18 protein-coding genes are annotated in these 20,318 nt (G+C 61.3%); 9 read left to right on the top strand and 9 right to left on the bottom strand.

All coding sequences use genetic code 11. From position 1 onward, the window contains the following. Nucleotides 1-49 precede the first annotated feature (49 nt). Together aroG and BM062_RS22315 are read right to left on the bottom strand one after the other, a co-directional pair. Complete coding sequence (aroG, locus tag BM062_RS22320; RefSeq protein WP_092401117.1) at nt 50-1,117, bottom strand: 3-deoxy-7-phosphoheptulonate synthase AroG; 1,068 nt, start codon at nt 1,115-1,117, stop codon at nt 50-52. A gap of 286 nt (nt 1,118-1,403) precedes the next feature. Continuing rightward, nucleotides 1,404-2,609 carry an MFS transporter gene (locus BM062_RS22315; RefSeq protein ID WP_092401114.1) on the bottom strand — a complete coding sequence of 402 codons (1,206 nt, stop codon included), beginning with the start codon at nt 2,607-2,609 and terminating at the stop codon, nt 1,404-1,406. Nucleotides 2,610-2,934: 325 nt separating this feature from the next. Here BM062_RS22315 and BM062_RS22310 point away from each other — a divergent pair, with 325 nt between their 5' ends. From BM062_RS22310 to ada, 5 genes are all read left to right on the top strand, one after another. Further along, nucleotides 2,935-3,498, top strand: a complete 564-nt coding sequence (locus tag BM062_RS22310; RefSeq protein WP_092401111.1) for a methylated-DNA--[protein]-cysteine S-methyltransferase — start codon at nt 2,935-2,937, stop codon at nt 3,496-3,498. 20 nt (nt 3,499-3,518) lie between these two features. Then, nucleotides 3,519-4,238, top strand: a complete 720-nt coding sequence (locus tag BM062_RS22305) for a 2OG-Fe(II) oxygenase (protein ID WP_217647637.1) — start codon at nt 3,519-3,521, stop codon at nt 4,236-4,238. 10 nt (nt 4,239-4,248) lie between these two features. Then, nucleotides 4,249-4,902 carry a DNA oxidative demethylase AlkB gene (gene alkB, locus BM062_RS22300; RefSeq protein ID WP_092401105.1) on the top strand — a complete coding sequence of 218 codons (654 nt, stop codon included), beginning with the start codon at nt 4,249-4,251 and terminating at the stop codon, nt 4,900-4,902. After that, nucleotides 4,903-5,574, top strand: coding sequence for a DNA-3-methyladenine glycosylase family protein (locus BM062_RS22295; RefSeq protein ID WP_092401102.1), 672 nt, complete (start codon nt 4,903-4,905; stop codon nt 5,572-5,574). It begins immediately after the preceding gene. A 78-nt stretch (nt 5,575-5,652) separates the two neighbouring features. Next, a complete protein-coding gene (gene ada / locus BM062_RS22290) occupies nt 5,653-6,735 on the top strand; it encodes a bifunctional DNA-binding transcriptional regulator/O6-methylguanine-DNA methyltransferase Ada (protein ID WP_092401099.1) in 1,083 nt (360 codons plus the stop codon). 21 nt (nt 6,736-6,756) lie between these two features. Here ada and BM062_RS22285 read toward each other — a convergent pair whose 3' ends face one another. Together BM062_RS22285 and BM062_RS22280 are read right to left on the bottom strand one after the other, a co-directional pair. Next, nucleotides 6,757-7,128: a cupin domain-containing protein gene (locus BM062_RS22285; RefSeq protein ID WP_092401097.1), complete on the bottom strand. Its 372-nt coding sequence runs from the start codon at nt 7,126-7,128 to the stop codon at nt 6,757-6,759. A gap of 39 nt (nt 7,129-7,167) precedes the next feature. Then, nucleotides 7,168-8,193, bottom strand: a complete 1,026-nt coding sequence (locus tag BM062_RS22280) for a cupin-like domain-containing protein (RefSeq protein WP_092401094.1) — start codon at nt 8,191-8,193, stop codon at nt 7,168-7,170. A gap of 119 nt (nt 8,194-8,312) precedes the next feature. Here BM062_RS22280 and BM062_RS22275 point away from each other — a divergent pair, with 119 nt between their 5' ends. Beyond that, a complete protein-coding gene (locus BM062_RS22275) occupies nt 8,313-8,915 on the top strand; it encodes a nucleotidyltransferase domain-containing protein (protein ID WP_092401091.1) in 603 nt (200 codons plus the stop codon). Beyond that, entirely contained in the window at nt 8,896-9,330 is a 435-nt protein-coding gene (locus BM062_RS22270) for a hypothetical protein (RefSeq protein WP_092401088.1), read from the top strand. Before BM062_RS22275 ends, BM062_RS22270 begins: the two co-directional genes overlap by 20 nt. A 4-nt stretch (nt 9,331-9,334) precedes the next feature. Here the strand turns inward: BM062_RS22270 and BM062_RS22265 are convergent, their stop codons facing one another. The 4 genes from BM062_RS22265 to BM062_RS22250 all read right to left on the bottom strand — a co-directional run bounded on the left by BM062_RS22265 (nt 9,335) and on the right by BM062_RS22250 (nt 16,455). After that, nucleotides 9,335-9,790 (bottom strand): GNAT family N-acetyltransferase, encoded by a 456-nt coding sequence (locus tag BM062_RS22265; protein WP_092401187.1) that lies wholly within the window; start codon nt 9,788-9,790, stop codon nt 9,335-9,337. Between the two features lie 19 nt (nt 9,791-9,809). Next, nucleotides 9,810-11,270, bottom strand: a complete 1,461-nt coding sequence (tldD, locus tag BM062_RS22260) for a metalloprotease TldD (protein WP_092401085.1) — start codon at nt 11,268-11,270, stop codon at nt 9,810-9,812. A 101-nt stretch (nt 11,271-11,371) separates the two neighbouring features. After that, nucleotides 11,372-12,193, bottom strand: a complete 822-nt coding sequence (locus BM062_RS22255) for a carbon-nitrogen hydrolase family protein (RefSeq protein ID WP_092401082.1) — start codon at nt 12,191-12,193, stop codon at nt 11,372-11,374. A 65-nt stretch (nt 12,194-12,258) separates the two neighbouring features. After that, entirely contained in the window at nt 12,259-16,455 is a 4,197-nt protein-coding gene (locus BM062_RS22250; RefSeq protein WP_254785213.1) for a YhdP family protein, read from the bottom strand. Nucleotides 16,456-16,724: 269 nt separating this feature from the next. Between BM062_RS22250 and glnE the strand changes: the two genes are divergently transcribed. Beyond that, nucleotides 16,725-19,481, top strand: a complete 2,757-nt coding sequence (gene glnE / locus BM062_RS22245; RefSeq protein ID WP_092401076.1) for a bifunctional [glutamate--ammonia ligase]-adenylyl-L-tyrosine phosphorylase/[glutamate--ammonia-ligase] adenylyltransferase — start codon at nt 16,725-16,727, stop codon at nt 19,479-19,481. Between the two features lie 17 nt (nt 19,482-19,498). Here glnE and BM062_RS22240 read toward each other — a convergent pair whose 3' ends face one another. Continuing rightward, nucleotides 19,499-19,846: a putative signal transducing protein gene (locus BM062_RS22240; protein ID WP_092401073.1), complete on the bottom strand. Its 348-nt coding sequence runs from the start codon at nt 19,844-19,846 to the stop codon at nt 19,499-19,501. 188 nt (nt 19,847-20,034) lie between these two features. Between BM062_RS22240 and BM062_RS22235 the strand changes: the two genes are divergently transcribed. Beyond that, a partial coding sequence (locus BM062_RS22235; protein ID WP_139220162.1) for a transposase occupies nt 20,035-20,318 on the top strand: 284 nt, incomplete at its 3' end.

Genomic DNA, 20,318 nt, shown 5'->3' with positions numbered 1-20,318 from the left:
TTGCAGACGGGCAGGCGGATAACCCATCCGCCCTGCTCCGCTTACTTGTTCAAGCCGGATTGCTGTTCAGCAAACGGCGTTGTTTTACCGCCGCCGCCAAACCTTCCAGCACCGCCACGCTTTCTTCCCAATTGATGCAGCCGTCGGTCACCGACTGCCCATATACCAGTTCCTTGCCCGGCACCAGGTCCTGGCGGCCGGCGATCAGGTGCGACTCCACCATGACGCCGACGATGCGGTCGTCGCCCGCAGCAACCTGGCTGCCGATGTCGGCGCATACCGGGATCTGGTTTTCCGGCTTCTTCGAGCTGTTGGCGTGCGAAGCGTCGATCATCAGGCGCGATGCCAGGCCGCTGTTGGCGATATCCTTGCAAGCCGCCTCGACGCTGGCTGCGTCGTAGTTCGGCGCCTTGCCGCCGCGCAGGATGATATGGCAGTCTTCATTGCCGTTGGTCGACACGATCGCCGAATGTCCGCCCTTGGTCACCGACAGGAAATGATGCGGCTGCGAAGCGGCCTTGATGGCGTCCACTGCTATCTTGATGTTGCCGTCGGTGCCGTTCTTGAAACCGACCGGGCATGACAAGCCGGAAGCCAGTTCGCGGTGCACCTGCGATTCGGTGGTACGGGCGCCGATCGCACCCCAGCTGATCAGGTCGGCAATGTACTGCGGGCTGATCACGTCCAGGAATTCCGTGCCGGCCGGCAGGCCCAGTTCGTTGATGTTCAGCAGCAGCTCGCGCGCCATGCGCAAGCCGTCGTTGATGCGGAAGCTGTTGTCCATGTACGGATCGTTGATCAGGCCCTTCCAGCCCACCGTAGTGCGCGGCTTCTCGAAATACACGCGCATGACGATTTCCAGCTCGCCCTTGAAGCGCTCGCGCTCGCCGACCAGGCGGCCGGCATATTCCATCGCCGCCTTGGTATCGTGGATCGAGCACGGGCCGATCACCACCATCAGGCGGTCATCCTGGCCATGCAAGATGCGATGCAAGGCAATGCGCGAATTGGCGGCCGTCTCGGCCACCTTTTCGGAACAGCCGAATTCGCGGATCAAATGGGATGGCGGAACTAGTTCTTTCATTTCTCGTATGCGCAGATCGTCGGTGCGTAGCATGTTTTTCTCCTGGCTCAAAAGTGACTGGGTATAAAAAAACCGCCATCGCTGGCGGTTTTTTAGAAATTTCGGTTTGCTCTTTACTTACGAACGCTTACCGCTTTTCACCGCCGTGGGGCTGGAATAGCTAAAGTAAAAAAAGAAATAAGCGCGTGCGAAAGACATGTTTTTCAGTAAAGGATTATTAAAATCAAGGCCAATAGTGCAGGATTTCCAGAAATTTGGCAAGGCCAGGATTACCACACCTGGCGGCGGCGCAAAACTGTAGCCGGCCTGGCTTCGCTGATCAATGCATGGCAACCGCATGCCCCGAACCAACGATAGGCGCAATCCCATCCCGCCGATCCAGCCGTCCCGCCAGCGAAGTCAGCCCCAACGCGCCCAGCACCACGATAGCGCCGATCCAGGGAGTCGCCATCAAGCCGAGATGACTGACGATCAGGCCGCCACCCCAGGCGCCCAGCGCAATGCCGACATTGAACGCTGCAATGTTCAGGCCGGAAGCCACATCCACCGCACGCGGCGCATGGCGTTCCGCCTGCTGCACCACATACACCTGCAAGCCCGGCACGTTGCCGAAGGCAAAAGCGCCCCAGGCCAGCACGGTCAGCACAGCCAGCCAAGGATTGGCCGCGGTAAAAGTCAGCACGAACAGGACCAGCGCCAGTAAGGCAAACACCATCTGCAATGCGCGTATCGGCCCCTTCCTGTCAGCCAGCTTGCCGCCCCAGATATTGCCGAATGCCACTGAAACGCCGTACACCAGCATGACCAGGCTCACCGTAGAAGCCGAGAAGCCGGAGACTTCCTGCAGGATCGGCGCCAGGTAAGTAAAAGCGATAAAAGAACCGCCGTAACCCAGGGCCGTGATCGCATATACCAGCAACAGCCGCGGTTTCTTCAGGACGGCAGCCTGGGTCAGCAACGATGCCGGCTTGCTGCTGGCGATATTGTCAGGCACGAGGATCCAGCTGCCGACAAACGCAATCACTCCCAGCAGCGACACTGCCAGGAAAGTCGACTGCCAGCCGAAAGTCTGGCCGATGAACGTACCGAGCGGCACGCCGGTGACCAAGGCCACCGTCAGCCCGGTAAACATGAGGGCAATGGCGCTGGCTGCCTTTTCTTTCGGCACCAGGCTGGTGGCAATGGTCGATCCGATCGAGAAGAACACGCCGTGCGCCAGCCCCGTCAGCACACGCGCCGCCATCAGCGCTTCATACCCCGGCGCCATCCATGCCACCAGGTTGCCGACAGTGAACAAGGCCATCAGGCCCAGCAACAGATGCTTGCGCGGCACACGGCCGGTCAAGGCTGTCAGCACCGGCGCGCCTACCGCGACACCCAATGCATAAAGGCTGACCAGCAAGCCGGCCGAAGGAACGGAAACGCCAAGGCTGGCGGCAATAGTTGGAATCAGGCCAACGATAACGAATTCTGTCGTCCCGATGGCAAAAGCGCTGAGCGTCAGCGCCCAAAGTGCGAGTGGCATGATGTTTTTCCTGTTTGAAGTTTGACGCCATGCAGTTTGACGGCCGGCGCAACAAAGAAAAACCACCCCGCTCACAATACATATGTGACTGAAAATCAAATATATGCGAAATTTGATGTAAATTCCGCACAAAACTCCCCGAGCACCAGGGCATGCAGTCCGCATCCAAACAAATAGAATAAATAGGGTCAGAGTCGAATTGTTGACCGGTCAACAATTCGACTCTGACCCTATTTAACATTACTGAATTCGACCGCAAGAGCCGGAGTGCGACGGTTCGGTTGCCTGCCTAGACTGGGAACCATCAACCACTTTGGAGTAAATCATGGACACATTGCACGGCACTGCCTCGACAGGGCTCTATTTGAGGCAACCCGATACTGTCGTGGAAGAGCAGATCCGCTACGCCGTCGGCGACGGTCCGCTGGGGAAATTCCTGGCGGCCCAGAGCTCGCACGGTATCTGCGCCATCATGTTCGGCGATAACGAACAAGTCCTGGCCAGCGAACTGGCGCGCAGCTTCCCCAGGGCAAAACTCGCCCTGAGCGACTACGCGCTGCGAGGATTGATCACGGAAATCAATACCGCGATAGCCTGGCCGGAATACAAGCTGAGCCAGCCGCTGGACATCGGCGGCACCGGTTTCCAGCAGCAAGTGTGGCAGGCGCTGCTGCAAATTCCCACGGGCGCCACCGCCAGCTACCAGGACATCGCCAATCGCCTCGGCAAGCCCGATGCCGTGCGTGCGGTGGCTGGCGCTTGCGGCGCTAACCTGCTGGCGCTGGCCATCCCCTGCCACAGGGTCATCAGGCAAGACGGCGACATCTCGGGCTATCGCTGGGGCGTGCAACGCAAGCAAGCACTGCTGCAGCGCGAGGCGCGGGCATGAACACCGTCGCACGCCGCGCCATGCCGGATGGCGGCGCCATCGCCGACCGGCTCAACCGCATCGATTGGGAAAACGTCTACCAGGACCTGGACAACTACGGCAGCGCCCTGCTGCCGCGCCTGCTGACGCCAGAAGAATGCGCGGCGCTCATCGCGCTCTATCCGCGCGACGATATCTTCCGCAGCCGGGTGCTGATGGAACGCCACGGCTTCGGACGCGGCGAGTACAAATATTTCAGCTATCCCTTGCCCGACCTGGTCGGCGCCATGCGCACCGGCCTCTATCCATTGCTGGCGCCGCTCGCCAACCGCTGGCACGAAACCATGGATATCGGCGTCCGCTTCCCGCAACGGCATGCCGATTTCATCGCTCGTTGCCACGCGGCGGGACAACTGCGTCCGACGCCGCTCATGCTGCAATACGGCGCCGGCGACTACAACTGCCTGCATCAAGACCTGTACGGCGAACACGTGTTTCCCCTGCAGGCGGCGATCCTGCTATCCGAACCGGGCCGCGATTTCAGCGGCGGTGAATTCGTGATGACCGAGCAAAGGCCGCGCATGCAATCGCGTCCCGAAGTCATTCCCCTGGTCCAGGGCGACGCTGTCGTGTTTGCCGTCCACAATCGCCCGGTCCAGGGCCAGCGCGGCGCATATAGGGTAAATTTACGGCATGGCGTCAGCCGCATCCGCTCCGGGTCGCGGCACACGCTGGGCGTGATTTTCCATGACGCCTTATGAAGAGCATCACATGACTTTAGATTTGTTCGACACCGAGGAATTGTCCGATAACCGCCAGCAGCAACTGGCGCAAGATGCTGTCGTATTGCGCGCTTTCGCCACGCCATACGTAGCGCAATTGCTGCCGCAGCTGGAAGCAATCCAGCAAGCATCGCCGTTCCGCCACCTGGTGACGCCGGGCGGCTTCCGCATGTCGGTAGCCATGACTTGCTGCGGCGCTCTCGGCTGGACCAGCGACCGCCGCGGCTATCGCTACAGCGCTATCGATCCCGACAACGGCCGCCGCTGGCCTGCCATGCCCGACGTTTTCTTGCAGCTGGCGCAAGCCGCCGCAGCGCAGGCCGGATTCGACGGCTTCCTGCCGGACGCTTGCCTGATCAACCGCTACCAGCCGGGAACCAGGCTGTCGCTGCATCAGGACAAGGATGAACAGGATTACGACGCCCCCATCGTTTCCGTCTCGCTGGGCATCCCCGCGATGTTCCTGTTCGGCGGCCATGAGCGCGGCGACAAGGCAGCCCGCGTGCCGCTGTTCCATGGCGATGTCGTGGTCTGGGGCGGCGTCGACCGGCTGCGCTACCACGGCGTGCTGCCGCTGAAGGAAGCCGAGCATCCTCTGCTCGGCGGACAAAGGATCAACCTCACTTTTCGCAAGGCTGCCTAAATGCCTGGTTCAACCATGATCGCCGCGGATACATCCGAGAACGCCTACGCTGAAGCCGAGCAATTCCTCTCGGCGCTGGATTCCGACTGGGAGCGCCACATCGCCCATGTCGGCCCGTGCCGCCACGCCGCCAAACCGGCGCGCGATCCCTATCAAGCCCTGGTGCGGGCGATTGCCTACCAGCAGCTGCATGCGCGCGCCGGCGACGCCATCCTTGGCCGCATGCTGGCGCTATATGCCGGCACGCCTTTTCCAAGCGCACGGCAATTGCTGGATACGCCGGTCGATGTCTTGCGCGGCTGCGGCTTCTCGGCCGGCAAGATCGCCACTATCCACGGCATCGCCCAGGCTGCGCTGGATGGCGTCGTGCCTCTGCGCGCCGACGCTGCGGCCATGAGCGACGCCGCCCTCATCGAACGGCTGACGAGCCTGCGCGGCGTCGGCCGCTGGACAGTCGAGATGTTCCTGATCTATACGCTGGAGCGCATGGATATCCTGCCGGCCGACGACTTCGGCGTGCGCGAAGGCTATCGCCGCCTGAAGAACCTGCCGCAGGCGCCGACCAGGAAACAGATCGGCGACATCGGCCTGGCCTGGAGTCCATACCGCACCGTGGCCGCCTGGTATTTGTGGCGTTTTCCGAAAAATCCGCCGGCTAATGATATGGTCTGAATTCGACAGCAAGACTCGGAGTGCCGCGCCCCCGACGCCTTGCTAAAGTACAGCTACGATATCCAACCGGAAACCGATATGCGACCGCTGACACAATACCAACACACCGCCAGGCAGGCTGCCGAACGCGATCCGCGCTGGGCAGCGGTGCTGGCGCGCGATCCGGCTGCAGACACGCAATTTGTGTATGCCGTCAAGACCACTGGCGTGTATTGCCGCCCGAGCAGCCCGACACGCCTGCCGCGCCCCGAAAACGTCGAGTTTTTCGATACGCCGGAAGCAGCCGAAGCAGCCGGCTACCGGCCCAGCAAACGCGGCGCCGACCAGACCTCGGTGGCGGCCCATCACGCCGAACTGGTAGCAGCCGCCTGCCGCCGCATCGAGCGCGCGGAGGAACTGCCGAGCCTGGAAATGCTGGCCGCCGACGCCGGCCTCAGCCTGTTCCATTTCCATCGCGTGTTCAAGGCCGTCACCGGCTTGACGCCCAAGGCTTACGCCAACGCTCACCGGGCAAAAAAAGTGCGCGACCATCTCAGCCACAGCCATTCCGTCACCGAGGCGATCTACGACGCCGGCTTCAATTCCAACAGCCGTTTTTATGAAGCTTCCGGCAAAGTGCTGGGCATGACGCCGACCGACTACCGTGCCGGCGGCGCCAACACCGATATCCGTTTTGCGATCGGCGAATGTTCACTGGGGGCGATCCTGGTGGCGCAAAGCGAACGCGGCGTCTGCGCCATCTTCCTGGGCGACGATCCCAACGCGCTGGCGCATGACTTGCAGGATAAATTCCCGCGCGCGCATCTGATCGGCGCCGACCATGACTTCGAGCAGCTGGTGGCGCAAGTGGTGGGTTTCATCGAAGCGCCTGCCATCGGCCTGGACCTGCCGCTGGACGTGCGCGGCACCGCTTTCCAGCAACGCGTGTGGCAGGCGCTGCGCGACATCCCGGCCGGCAGCACCACCAGCTACGCCGAGATCGCCGCCCGCATCGGCTCGCCCAAGGCGGTACGCGCCGTCGCGCAAGCTTGCGCCGCCAACAGCCTGGCAGTGGCGATTCCCTGCCATCGCGTGATCCGCAGCGACGGCAGCGCCTCCGGCTATCGCTGGGGAGTGGAACGCAAGCATGCGCTGCTGGAGCGTGAACAAAACCCAGCGTGATGCAGGCCCGCAAACCTGCTATCAGACCGGACGCAGCTGCTCGGCCAGCGAGCGCGTTTTGTCGCTGACGACGTCGCCGGTATGCAGCGTCGTTTTGCGTTCGATCAGCATCAGGTGGCACTCTTCCTCCGCCACGGGGTTATGCCGCACACCCTTGGGCACGACAAACATCTCCCCTTCGCCCAGTTCAACCGTGCGGTCTTCCATTTCGATGCGCAGGCGGCCTTTCAGGACCAGGAACAGTTCGTCTTCCTGATCGTGGCTGTGCCAGGCCAGGGAGCCTTTTACCTTGGCGACCTTGACGTAAGAATCGTCAACCTCGGCGACTACGCGCGGCGACCAGTGTTCTGTCAATGATGCGGCTATTTGCTGCGGCGAGCTGATGTCTGACATGATTTTTCCAGTTGATGAAGGTTGAGCACCGCCCGTCCGTTACGGGCCTTTCAGTTTGTTCGCCAGGTAGCTCCGCACCTGCTGTTCCTGCTCCGCCGACATGTCGCCCAGGACGCCATGCCGATGCGGCGGAATGTGCGCGGTCAAATCTTGGCCGGAGTCGAACACATAATGGTTGAAGATGCTGGCCCAGGCCTGGCGATAAGCCGGGGCGCGTTTTTTCAGGTTGACCAGCGCCAGCATCAGGCTGTCGGAGCCGGAATGGATGGAGTCGGCAGTGCCGACCGCGCCGCCCCACCAGTAGTTGACCAGGATATTGCATGCCTGCAGCGATTCGACATGATGCCACCACAGCGGCGGTATGTAGAGCGCATCGCCCGGCTCCAGCTCGGCCGCCTGGGCTGCCTTCAGGGCCTCCCTGAACTTGGGATACATCTCGAAGTCCGGCTCGTTCAGCGCCACCATGCTGATCGGCGCGCCGGTGGGTGCGAAATCCAGGGGTCCGATGTAAAGATTGCCGATCTGCTCCGGCGGGAACAAGGTAAACCGGCGCTTGCCGCTGACCACGCAGGCGATATTATGGGCATCGTCGAAATGTGCGGGCGTGGTGACGGCGTTGCCTATCCATATCCTGGGGATGACCTCGGGGCCAAGCACCGACAATGAATTATCGTCCAGGAAACCCGGCAGGCAATTGGCGATCAGCGCGCTCTGCGCCGCAACCGCGGGCGGGTTGGCAAACTGCCGGTAACGCAGCAACTGTTCGATGATGGCGGAGACCGGAAGCCGGTTGCGCAGGTAGTTGAAACCGTTCATGGCTTCATCGTAGAAAATGCGGCCCTTGGCATGCGGCGGCGTCATGATGGCATCGACGTCGCTGCCGCTATCCAGTTTCGTCAGGTAGCCGCAAATCGCTTCGGTAGAGGTTTTGGCCAGCTGCACCGCCGGCCAATGTTTGACATAGCCGCGCAGGACCACCGGCTGGTATTGGGTGGCGATCTCTTCCTTGAAGATGCGGTCGTCGACATCGTATCGTTCCGCAATCGCTTGCAAGCTCTGGCTCATTCAGCTTCCCGGTTAAAGACGGCGATCAATTTGCCTGAGGAGGATAACCCGATTTGAGCTGGCGAGCCAGAATGCAAAGCAGCTTTACAATACCCAAATAGGGTATTAACATTCCATTTATGGGTATCAATTCAATCGGATTGGCAGATGCGCTTTTTTCCAAGGTACAGCAGCGAGTGCTGGGGCTGCTGTTCGTCAATGCAGAGCGCAGCTTTTATACAAACGAGATTGTGCGATTTGTCGATTCAGGAATCGGCGTCGTGCAACGCGAACTGGAAAAGCTGACCGCATCAGGATTGGTGACAACCAAAAGAATCGGCAACCAGAAACATTACCAGGCGAATCGCGAGGCGCCGATTTTCGAGGAACTGCGCGGCATCATGCTCAAGACAGTCGGCCTGGCGGACATTTTACGCGCCGCGCTATTGCCTCTATCCGATAAAATTCGCACAGCTTTTATTTATGGCTCTATTGCCAAAGGCAGCGACACGGCAAAAAGCGACATCGATATATTCATCGTCAGCGACCATGTAGCTTACGCAGATTTGTACACCTTGCTAAGCGACAGCGAAGCGAAGCTTGCGAGGCCGGTGAATCCCTCGATTTATTCAATGCAGGAACTGGAACGTAAGCTAATGGAGAAAAATGCTTTCGTGCTGCGCCTATTGGAGCAGCCGAAAATTTTTCTGCTAGGCTCTGCGGATGTCCTCCCAGAATCTTGAAAACCTGTTCAAGACCGGCAATCTGAAATCGGAACCGGCGAACCAGGGCGAATTCAACGGGTTGCTGCGCTCGGCGAAAGCCCGGCTGGCCGATTCCGCCAACACCAGCCTTGCCATCGAGAGTCGTTTCGACCTGGCGTATAACGCGTCGCACGCACTGGCGCTGGCCGCCCTGCGCTGGCACGGCTACCGCTCGGATAATCGTTATATTGTTTTCCAATGCCTGGAACACACTCTGCGAATAAAACCGGAAATCTGGCGCGTGCTAGCGTTATGCCACCAGCGGCGCAATGTGGCCGAGTATGAAGGCCATCTTGAGGTAGGCGATCAATTACTTGCCGAACTGATTGCCGCCACAGGTATGTTGCAAAGGAAAGTCGAAGCATTGGCGCCAGTCAAGCCGACACCCGCGTGACAGATCACTGCGCAGCCGGCGCAATCATGTGGATGTGTGAAATGCCGTCTTCGTCATACAGCTCGCCAACCGGCTGGAAGCCAAAACTGCCATAAAAACGCTGCAAGTGGGCTTGCGCGCCGATCTTGACCTCATGCCCCGGGAACAGCCTGGCGGTTTGCGCCATTGCCTGCCGCATCAGTTCGTAGCCGGCGCTCTTGCCGCGCAGCTCGGGCGCGGTCACTACCCGCCCGATCGACGGCAGGTGGAACGCCTTCCCCGGCGGCACGATGCGCGCGTAGGCGCCCAGTTCGCCGTTCGGCAGGTAACCCAGGCCATGCCAGGAATACAGGTCGACGCCGTCGGCATCCTGGAATACGCAGGTCTGCTCCAGCACGAACACGCGCTGCCGCAATTGCATGGCTGCATACAATTGCACGGTGCTCAGCTCCTGGAACGGCAGCCAGTGCCATTCCATCATGGTTGCTTCAGCCATCGCCTTAAGCGGTGCCGCCGACGGTCACGCCGTCAATGCGCAGCGTAGGCTGGCCGACGCCGACCGGCACGCTCTGGCCTTCCTTGCCGCAAACGCCGACGCCGGGATCGAGCTTCATGTCGTTGCCGATCATGGAGACCCGGTTGAGCACGTCCGGGCCGTTGCCGATCAGCGTGGCGCCCTTGACCGGATAGGTGACCTTGCCATTTTCGATCATGTAGGCTTCGCTCGCCGAAAACACGAACTTGCCGTTGGTGATATCAACCTGGCCGCCGCCGAAATTGACTGCGTACAAACCGTTCTTCACCGACGCCAGGATTTCCGCCGGATCCTTGTCGCCGGCCAGCATGTAAGTGTTGGTCATGCGCGGCATCGGCAGGTGGGCGAACGATTCGCGGCGAGCATTGCCGGTCACCGGCATCTTCATCAGGCGCGCGTTCATGGTGTCCTGGATATAGCCTTTCAGGATACCGTCTTCAATCAGGGTGGTGCACTGGCTAGGATTGCCTTCGTCGTCGATATTCAACGAACCGCGGCGGTCGGCAATCGTGCCGTCATCCACCACGGTAACGCCCTTGGCCGCCACCCGTTCGCCGATGCGGCCGGAGAAGGTGCTGGAGCCTTTGCGGTTGAAATCTCCCTCCAGTCCATGGCCGATTGCTTCATGCAGCAGGATGCCGGGCCAGCCAGGTCCAAGCACCACGGTCATCGGACCTGCCGGAGCCGGCCGCGCGTCCAGGTTGACCAGCGCCGAGGCGACTGCATCGGCCGCGTACTCCTCCAGCAAGGCATCGCTGAAATAGCTGTAACTGTAGCGTCCGCCGCCGCCGCTGCTGCCGGTTTCGCGGCGCCCGTTCTGTTCGACGATGACGGTCACCGACAAGCGCACCAGCGGCCGGATATCGGCCGCGATCACGCCATCGCTGCGCGCCACCAGCACCACATCGTATTCGGCGGCCAGGCCGGCCATCACTTGCACCACGCGCGGATCCTTGGCGCGCGCCATCCGCTCTACCCGTTCCAGCAGCTTGACCTTTTCGGTGGCGTCCAGCGACACCAGCGGATCGTGCGGCAGGTACAGCGAGCGGCCGCCGCTTTGCGCCATGCCGGCAGCGATCTTGACCTTGCCGGCGCCCTGGCGCGCGATGGTGCGGGTAGCTACCGCCGCATCGTGCAAGGCGCGTTCGGAAATTTCATCGGAATAGGAAAACGCAGTCTTGTCGCCGGAGATGGCGCGCACGCCTACCCCCTGGTCGATAGAGAAGCTGCCGGTCTTGACGATGCCTTCTTCCAGGCTCCAGCCTTCGCTCTTGGTGAACTGGAAATAAAGATCGGCGTAGTCGACCTTGTGCGTGAACATGGTCCCCAGCGCTTTCAGCAAGCTCGATTCGTCCAGCCCGAACGGGGTCAGCAGGATATCGCGTGCAATGGCTAAAGTACCGAGGTTTGGTTCGAATGGTTTCATTGGTATTCCGGTTTTACTGTGGTGTTGGTACGGATTGTAGAGCATCCGAGGCGGGGCTGGCCTCGACGGCGAAAATAGTCATATCGTATTGCCAATTATTCCTATAATTTGCGATGCAGCAACGCCGGCAGGCTATCCCGCACTCCCTTAAGGAAATGGGGGTCGATGCTGCCGCTGACAAGGCCCTCGCCTTCCGCCAGCACCGATTTAATTTCGCCCCAGGGGTCGATCAGCATGCTGTGGCCCCAGGTGCGCCGGCCGTTGGGGTGTTTGCCGCCCTGCGCCGCCGCCAGCACGTAACACTGGTTTTCGATGGCACGGGCGCGCAGCAGGATTTCCCAGTGCGCCTTGCCGGTGGTGTAGGTAAATGCCGCCGGCACCACGATCAGGGCGCAATCTCCCAGCGCCCGGTACAGCTCGGGGAAACGCAGGTCATAGCAGACCGACAAGCCGACCTTGCCGAACGGCGCCTGGAAACTGCCGGTGTCCTTGCCGTAGACGATGGTGCGCGCCTCGTCGTAGGACTCTTCGCCCTTGCTGAAGCTGAACAGGTGGATCTTGTCGTAGCGGCTGACCTGCCGGCCGTCGGGATCGTAGACCAGGGTGGTGTTGAGCACCTTGCCGGCTTCATCGGCAATCATCGGCAAGGTGCCGCCGATCAGCCAGATACCGTATTCTTTCGCCAGTTGCGCCATGAAAGCCTGGATCGGCCCTTCGCCCAGGATTTCAGCGCAGGTCAGCTTGTCGGTGTCCACCATGCCCATGATGGGCCAGTATTCGGGCAGCAGCGCCAGTTGCGCGCCTTGTGCAACCGCCTCAGCGACCAGGCGCCGCGCGGTGTTGAAATTTTCTTCCAGCACCGGCGTCGACACCATCTGGATTGCGGCGACATTGAAACTGGCTGGGCTGAGTGCTTGGTTCATCGTGCGGACTCCTGTGCTGGGGCAACTGCCGGAGCGGCTGCCTGGATAACTGCTTGGCTGGCTGCTTAGCGGCCGGACGACAGGTCGGGGGTACCGGCCGCCGGCGTGTCGGTCTTGTGGTCCAGCTTGGTCACGACCGGATCGGTCCAGCCGCCGGTAATATTATATTCAAAGGTGAAGGCCCGCATCAGCGGGTCGCGCAGGAACAGCTGCGCCAGGAAAGTGCCGATGCCGATCACCGGATTGATCGCCAGCGCCACCACCGAAGCGGTGCCGGCATTGATTTCCGGCAGCACCGCAACATGCAGGTCCTGGGTCTCGCGCGCGATATCGGCGACGCCATCCATCAGCACCGTGGCGCTCACGCCGCGCATCTTGAAATTGTCGGTATGCGCCTTGCCCTGGGTGATCGAAGCGGTGCCGACCACGCTATCGAAAGCGAAACCTTCAGAAAAAATATCGCGGAAATCCAGGGTCAGGCGGCGCGGCAGCGATTGCAGGCTGAGCACGCCGAGCAGCTTGGCGGCGCCGGGATCGACCTTCAGGAACTGGCCGGCCGCCATGTCCAGGTTGATCTGGCCGGACAGCGACGGGATATCCATGGTGAACGGCAAACCCTTCCAGCTGACTTCGCCATCCATGCGTCCCTTGGCGGCCCGCAGCACATGCGCAAAACCGAAGCGGTCCAGCAGCTTGCCGGCGTCGGCGATATCCATGGCGTAGGTCAGGCTGGTGGTGTTGTCGCCGTTGACGGTGGTCCATTTGCCGTCGGCCTTCAATTCCGCATCGGGATTCTTGATCGACAGCTTATGGATGCGCCATTCGTTGCCGACATTGGCGCGCACGTTGTTGGCGCTCAGTTCAAGCCGCCCGAGCTTCTTGCCCAGCAGCTGGAAATCCTCGGCGATGATGTCCAGCCCGGGAATCTGGGTAGAGCCGCCCTTGCCTTCCAGCACGTCGCCGACATCCGTCTCGCCGCCTTGCGGAATGATCAGCGAAGACAGGCGCGCGGTCACCTTGCCCAGGCCGCGGCCCGACGGCGCGGCATTCCAGGTGACGTAACCCGAAGCCTGCCTGGAATCGATGTTGACCTGCCAGGCGTTTTTCTGATGGGTAGCGCCCAGCACCACATTGTCCAGCGTCTTGCCCAGCAGGACCAGCTGGCCGGCCTTGACCGACACCAGGTTCGGTTCGGCATACTGCGCCAGACCGGTCAGGGGTGTTTCCTCGCCGGCCTTGGCGGCGCCATCTTCGTTCAAGGCGCCGGCCAGGTTGTTCCAGGCGTCGACATTCAAGGTCTTGGCATTCATGTTGATCGCCAGCCCGCTATCCGGGTCCGGCGCCGGCGCATTGATGCCGATGCCGCCGCGCAGGATTTTCCAGTCGGCCGGTTTACCGTTCTCGGCGGCGCTCTTGCCGAGCGGCTTCTGCCGCTGGTAACGCGCAACGACGGCCGATCCCAGGGCCAGCTTGAGTTCGTCGCGCGCCATCGCCGCATCGTCGGAAGCTACGCCCAGCCACTCGAACTTGAGCGGCATCGCTTCGCTGGCGCTCTTGCGCAAGGGTTCCGGGAAATCCAGGCCGATGCCTTGCAGGCTGGATTCGACCACCAGCTCAGGATGATGCTCTCGGATCGCCACGGTGGCGGTATAGCGGCTGCTGCCGCTGGCGTGCGACAGCAGCTTTTGCATCGACGCGGCCGGATACATGGCGCGCAAGCCGTCGGCGCCGGCGCTGCCTTCGATCTTGATCACAGTCTGGCGATCGGCCTGGGTGCCGCCGCTGGCTTGCACCGGCCCGCCCAGCAGGCTGCCTTTGATGCCGTTCAGGTTGAAGCCCTTTTCATTGAATTCAAGCTGGCCGGTGGCGTTGGCGATAGGCGGGATGATCTTTTGCAGGACCACGTCATTGTTCTGGAATTGCAGCACGCCGGTGACCTTGGCGTCGATCACATGCGCCAGCGGCAGTTGCAGGTTCAACTGCAGCTTGGCATTGCCCTTGGCTTGCGATTCGCTGGTGAAACCGTCGATCCAGTGCAGCACCGGACTATTGTTGGTGAACTGCACGAAATTCTGCAAGGCGCCGGCGGCGGTGCCGTCGATCAGCAGCATCTCGTCATGCGACGCCAGGTCCGGCACCGTCGCCGTCACGTCGCTTACCGTCACCGCCGAGGTTTGCGCGGTGGCGGCTTTGATCTGCAAGCGCGTACGGTCCACCGCAAACGTGCCTTCGATCTTTTCCAGCAGCGGCCACAGCGGCTGCTTGCCATCCTGGCCGACGTGGGAGGGGTCGTATTCCAGCGTGCCGTTTTCTATCTTGCCGGCGACGCTGAATTCGCCTTTCGGTTTAGCGTTCGCGGTGTCCGTGTGAAACGGGAAATCGGCCAGGTCGCCCTTGAGCCTGATCGTCACGTCTTTCGCCTTGCCCTCCTTGAGCGCGCCGACCAGCCAGTTGCGCAAATGCTCGGGGGTATGCAGCGGCAGGTAAGTGCCGATTTTCTTGAGGTTGAATTCGCTGATGCTGCCGGTCATGTCGATCACCCCCAGCGCGACGCCGTGGCGGTCTTGCAGCGGCAGCAGATGCGTGCCCGAGAGCGATCCCGCCAGGCCGTCCTGGACAAAATCCATGCTGTCGATCTGCAGCAGCACATTCTTTTGCTGGAAATGCCAGCGCGCCTGCATGTCGAGCTTGTCGAAGGGCAGCAGCGGCGTATCGAAGAAGCCGGGCAATTCCAGCTGGGTTTTTTCCGATTTCAGGCTGACGCTGCCGCCGTCCTGGTTGGCGTCGACACTGCCGCTCAGGTTCTCAATCCCCGGAATGCCAGGCACCGCGGCTTGCGCCGGCTGGCTGGCGGTCTTGGGCTGCGCCGCATGCGGCGCCTGGGCGTTGACGGTCAAACCGTCGAACTGGCCTTTGGCGCTGTACGACACGATTGCCGGATAAGCGCCCTGCCACTGCGCGGCAAAGTCGCGCAACTGGCCGCGTGGCGCAAAATCGTCAATCATCTTGATCTGCGCGGCTGTCAGCGGCAAGCGCTGGGCGAAACTCGCCAATGTCTGCAAATCCAGCTGCTTGGCTTGCAAGCTGTATTTTTCCGCCTGCTTGCCGCGCGCCGGCGCATAGGATTCGCTGATGGTGGTGCGCGGCAGGCTCAGGCCGTCCGCGGTTTTCAGGGAAAAATCGGTGAGCGTCACGGCATGGCCGTTGGCGCCGAAGGTCGGCGCGCCATCTTGCGGCGCCGGCCCCAGTTCCTCATGCGCGGAAATGCGTCCGCTGATATTCGCCAGGCTGAGCGGCTGCAGGTCGGGCCGCAGCTGCATGGCCAGGTCGTTCAGCTCCAGGTCGGCGGTAAAGTTGCTGACCTTGGCATGGTCCAGGTCAAGCCAGGCTTGCACCGCGCCCTTGCCCTGGCTGATCTCGAAGGGATAATCGAAGTAAGGCTTCCACACCGTCAGGTCGGCATCGTGCAGGTTCGCGTAAAGGGTGCCGGTCCAGCGCTTGAAATCGGCGGTCTTGTGGGTAAATACCGGATGGACAAAATCCGCCCGCAGATCCAGCGGCGCCGCAAATGAGGCAAGCGGCGTCGCCCGCGCCGACAGCTGATGGCGGCGCCAGCGGTTTTGCAGCACCAGGTCGATATTGGCCAGGACCAGCTCTGGCGCCTTGCGCAGGTCGTCGCGCCAGCGTACCTGGCCGCCGCGGATCACGATCTTGCGCTGGGCCAGCAGCCATTCGGCGCCGGCGCCGTCGTTTTCCTGCTTGGAGTTGACCAGGATGCCGGCGACGAACAGGTTGCCCTGGGCATCGCGCTCGATTTGCAAATCGGGTTTATTGATCTCCAGCGAAGCCAGCCGCACCGCCCCCACCAGCGCCGAACGCCAGGAAATGGTGGCCGCCACCTGCGGCAGCGTCAGCGCCGGCTGGCCGCCCTTGTCGTGCACCACGACGTTGTCCAGCACCAGGCGCGGCTGCAAGCCATGCCAGGAGGCCTGGATCGTGCCGATCGAAATCGGATTGCCGACTGTCTTGCTGACGATATGCTCGACCTCGGCCTTGTAGTAGCCGACGTTCGGCAGCACTACATAACGCAAACCCAGGAACAGTCCGCAAAACAGAAAATACGCCACCACCACCAGCGTCAGCAAAGCCCCCAGCAGATGGTGGGTGACCAGGTTAGCGTGTCTATAGGTGGCGATCCCGGCGCGCCAGCAGATTTGAAGCTTGCTGGCCGGCGGCGGGATTTTTGCTTGTTCTTCCAACATCAATCAGAATGGGTAAAATTAATCATTGTGAGACAGCGGCTAGGGCCTGTTACTCTGTCCCCCAACTGAGCAGGGATAGGAAGTAAAATAAATCGGCTGCATCTGGGTGTTTCCAGAGTGGCAAGCTGTTGATGTTCGACAAGCCGCCAAGCCATATGTTCGCATGGATCATGCCCGCGCATAGCTAAAAAAACAAAAAGACCGTCGAAAACCCTGCTATTTTCTTTGAATTTTGCGCCATTTACCCTTCAATCCCTGATCTCATCCCCGTGACCCCATCTCTATTAAGCAGCACCGCCGCCTCGCGTTATTTTGCACGCTGGGTGAATGCCGAAGCCGGACGCGCCGGACAGGTCGCAGAGTTGGCCAAGCCGTTGACAAGATTAACCGTCGACCAGACGCTGCTTAAGCACTTGTTACAAAAAGAAACAGATTCCGGCATGCCGTTACCGCGCGCCATGCGCCGCCTACGCAACCTGCTGGTATGCACCCTGATCGAACGCGATTTGCGCGGACTGGCCGACCTGGACGAAGTGGTCAGCGCCATCACCACTTTCGCCGAATTTGCAGTGCAAACCCACCTGGCGGCGCTGACCGCAGACCTGGTGGCGCTGCACGGCACGCCGCTGGGCGAAGAATCGGGCCAGCCGCAGGAGTTGCTGGTGCTGGGCATGGGCAAGCTGGGCGGCTGCGAACTCAATGTTTCCTCCGATATCGACCTGATCTTCACGTACGCGGAAGACGGCGATACGCAGACCACAAGCGCAGAACAGCGCTCCTTGTCGAATCATGAATTCTTCACTCGCCTCGGCAAGAAACTGATAGGTGCATTGTCCGAGATCACCGAAGACGGCTTCACCTTCCGGGTCGACATGGCGCTGCGGCCGAACGGCGCTTCCGGGCCTCTGGTGGCGAGCTTCAACATGGTCGAAACCTACCTGGTGACCCAGGGCCGGGAATGGGAGCGTTATGCCTGGTGCAAGGCGCGCGCGCTGACCGGGCGGCCGGAAGATATCGCCACCCTGGCCAACATCAGTCGTCCGTTCGTGTTCCGGCGTTACCTGGATTACGGCTCGATCGACGCCATGCGTTCCATGCATGCGCAAATCCGCTCGGAAGTGAAACGCCTGGAAGCGCTGCATCCTGAGCGCAGCAACAACGTCAAGCTGGGACGCGGCGGCATCCGCGAAATCGAATTCCTGGCACAGGTATTCCAGCTGATCCGCGGCGGCCGCGATGGCGATTTGCGCGACCGCTCGACCCGCACCACCCTGCGCACCCTGGCGGCCAAGAACCTGCTGGACGCCGCAGTGGTGGACAAGCTGCTGGCAGCCTACGATTTCCTGCGCAACCTGGAACACCGGCTGCAATACCTGGACGATGCGCAAACCCATACCTTCCCCACCAACGGCGCCGACTGCCTGATCATCGCCCAGGCAATGGGTTTTGCCGACGTGGCCTCATTGATGCAGGAACTCGACAAGCACCGGACCCTGGTCGATGCCCAGTTCGACGACATCTTCAAGGACAAGCAGCACAGCCGCCCCAGCCAGCAAGACTGGGATGAGTGCGACAATCCCTTGCACACGCTGAGCGAAACCGACAGCCGCGAAACGATTGCGCTGGTGCTGACCCATTGCGGCTTCTCCGACGCCTCGGCGGCGGCGCAACGGCTGGTCACCACCTGGCAATCGACGCGCGTGCAAAACCTGCCGGCCGCCAGCCGCACGCGCCTGCTGGCGCTGGTCAACGCGGCGCTGCCGGTGGTCGCCGCCATCCCCGAACCCGAGCGCCACCTGCCTACCCTCAACCGCCTGCTGGATTTCCTGGAGGCGATCGTGCGGCGCGCCGCCTACCTGGCGCTGCTGACTGAATATCCCGCCACCCTGCATCGCGTGATCCGCATGATCAGCGCCAGCGACTGGGCCGCCAAATACCTGACCCAGCACCCGATCCTGCTGGACGAGCTGCTGGATCCGCGCAGCCTGAATGCCGCACCGGACTGGCCGGTGTTCGCCCAGGAATGCAAGCGCCAGCTCGACACCGCTCCCGGCGACACCGAACGCCAGATGGACATCCTGCGCGAAATGCACCACGCCCAGCAGTTCCGCCTGCTGGCGCAAGACCTGGAGGGCGTGCTCAGCGTCGAGGCGCTGGCCGACCACCTTTCGATCCTGGCTGACATCCTGGTCGCCGCCACCGTGCAGGCGATCTGGAACATGATGCCCGGCCGCCACCGCGAGACGCCGCTGTTCACCGTGATCGCCTACGGCAAGCTGGGCGGCAAGGAACTCGGTTATGTTTCCGACCTCGACGTGGTGTTCCTGTATGAGGATGAAGACCAGGATGGCCCGGCCCTGTACGCCAAGCTGGCACAGCGCTTCATCACCTGGATGACCAGCCATACGCCGGCCGGCATCCTGTTCGACATCGACATTGCGCTGCGCCCCGACGGCGCCAGCGGCCTGCTGGTATCGTCGTTCGGCAAATTCGAGAAATACCAGCGCGAATCGGCCTGGCTGTGGGAGCACCAGGCCCTGACCCGAGCCCGCTTCTGCGCCGGCGACGCCGCGATCGGCGAACGCTTCGAAACCCTGCGCGTGGAAGTGCTAAGCCAGCAGCGCGATGCCGCCAGGCTGCAAAGCGAAGTGCTGGAAATGCGCCAGAAAATGCGCGACGCCCATCCCAACCGCAGCGACCGTTTCGACCTCAAGCACGACGCCGGCGGCATGATCGACATCGAATTCCTGGTGCAATTCCTGATCCTGCGCCATGCCGCCGCCTACCCGCAGCTGACCGCCGACATCGGCAATATCGCCTTGCTGAAACTGTGCGGGAAACTCGGACTGATTGATGGGGGCCTGGCTCACGCAGTAGCCGACGCTTACCGGACTTTCCGCAAGCTGCAGCACCAGGGCCGTTTGCAGGGAGAGGAACGAGCGCGCGTGGCGGCGAGCCGCATAGCCGCGGAAATCTCCGTAGTAAAACAATTGTGGACCGAGATTTTCAAGATCGCCGGCTCATGAAAACAGGGTTTTAAACGCTACCCAGTCAGTAATTTCATGAGCATGATGATAAGGGCACGGCCCCTGCGCTTGTCCGGCGGAGCAGCGCGCTCTTCGCCGACAATTTCGTCGTCCAACGTCAGCTGCCCGGATTCGAAAGCCGTCAGGATCTGCCTGGCTGCCTCCACGTGCTCGGACGCCACCTGCAAGCGAGCCCCGCCGGTGGCGACCGCCAGCAAGGAATACACCTGGTTGATGCCGCCATCGACGACAAACGCCGGTATCCTCTCAGACTCAAGCAAAGCCCTCAGGACTTCCAGATCGGAGGGAATCGTTGAACGGGCAATCGTTTCAAAATCGCCCTGGCTGCGTACGCTAACTGTCATACGGGCTCTCGGATTAAGTTAAAATATTCACAACATAAACCAGTATACCGCACTCACGCGGCCGGACATAAAGCCACGGTGAGGAGACTGCGCCGATCCTACGCAAAAAAGCCCCGCTCAGTTAATGAGCGGGGCTCAGGTTGCTGACAAAGCCTTCCGAAATTGGAAGGCTTTTTCTATAATGGGGCATGCTAAAAATCCCTGCACCGTACCAGCACGAACTGGAGATGGTGACACTGGAAAGCCTGGTGCCCAGTGATCATCTACTACGTAAGATCGCTGCGGCGGTCGATTTCGATTTTATCCGTGAGAAGGTAGCGCACCTGTACTGCGCCGATAACGGGCGTCCGGCGCTCGATCCGGTAGTGTTGTTCAAACTCTTATTCATTGGCTATCTGTTTGGCGTACGCAGTGAACGGCAGTTGATGCGCGAAGTACAAGTGAACGTTGCGTATCGCTGGTTCGCCGGTTT

Source organism: Collimonas sp. OK412 (genome assembly GCF_900112135.1).
In the GTDB taxonomy this organism is placed as follows: Bacteria; Pseudomonadota; Gammaproteobacteria; order Burkholderiales; family Burkholderiaceae_D; genus Collimonas; species Collimonas rhizosphaerae.
This window is presented reverse-complemented; position numbering and strand designations above follow the sequence as displayed.

What these genes read in the sequence shown, in the direction of transcription:
- BM062_RS22255 (WP_092401082.1), bottom strand. Translation starts at nt 12,193, where the DNA reads ATGAACCAAGCACTCAGCCCAGCCAGTTTCAATGTCGCCGCAATCCAG.
- BM062_RS22295 (WP_092401102.1), top strand. Translation starts at nt 4,903, where the DNA reads ATGCCTGGTTCAACCATGATCGCCGCGGATACATCCGAGAACGCCTAC.
- BM062_RS22280 (WP_092401094.1), bottom strand. Translation starts at nt 8,193, where the DNA reads ATGAGCCAGAGCTTGCAAGCGATTGCGGAACGATACGATGTCGACGAC.
- BM062_RS22275 (WP_092401091.1), top strand. Translation starts at nt 8,313, where the DNA reads ATGGGTATCAATTCAATCGGATTGGCAGATGCGCTTTTTTCCAAGGTA.
- ada (WP_092401099.1), top strand. Translation starts at nt 5,653, where the DNA reads ATGCGACCGCTGACACAATACCAACACACCGCCAGGCAGGCTGCCGAA.
- BM062_RS22285 (WP_092401097.1), bottom strand. Translation starts at nt 7,128, where the DNA reads ATGTCAGACATCAGCTCGCCGCAGCAAATAGCCGCATCATTGACAGAA.
- BM062_RS22250 (WP_254785213.1), bottom strand. Translation starts at nt 16,455, where the DNA reads ATGTTGGAAGAACAAGCAAAAATCCCGCCGCCGGCCAGCAAGCTTCAA.
- tldD (WP_092401085.1), bottom strand. Translation starts at nt 11,270, where the DNA reads ATGAAACCATTCGAACCAAACCTCGGTACTTTAGCCATTGCACGCGAT.
- BM062_RS22270 (WP_092401088.1), top strand. Translation starts at nt 8,896, where the DNA reads ATGTCCTCCCAGAATCTTGAAAACCTGTTCAAGACCGGCAATCTGAAA.
- BM062_RS22310 (WP_092401111.1), top strand. Translation starts at nt 2,935, where the DNA reads ATGGACACATTGCACGGCACTGCCTCGACAGGGCTCTATTTGAGGCAA.
- alkB (WP_092401105.1), top strand. Translation starts at nt 4,249, where the DNA reads ATGACTTTAGATTTGTTCGACACCGAGGAATTGTCCGATAACCGCCAG.
- BM062_RS22315 (WP_092401114.1), bottom strand. Translation starts at nt 2,609, where the DNA reads ATGCCACTCGCACTTTGGGCGCTGACGCTCAGCGCTTTTGCCATCGGG.
- BM062_RS22265 (WP_092401187.1), bottom strand. Translation starts at nt 9,790, where the DNA reads ATGATGGAATGGCACTGGCTGCCGTTCCAGGAGCTGAGCACCGTGCAA.
- aroG (WP_092401117.1), bottom strand. Translation starts at nt 1,117, where the DNA reads ATGCTACGCACCGACGATCTGCGCATACGAGAAATGAAAGAACTAGTT.
- BM062_RS22240 (WP_092401073.1), bottom strand. Translation starts at nt 19,846, where the DNA reads ATGACAGTTAGCGTACGCAGCCAGGGCGATTTTGAAACGATTGCCCGT.
- BM062_RS22305 (WP_217647637.1), top strand. Translation starts at nt 3,519, where the DNA reads ATGCCGGATGGCGGCGCCATCGCCGACCGGCTCAACCGCATCGATTGG.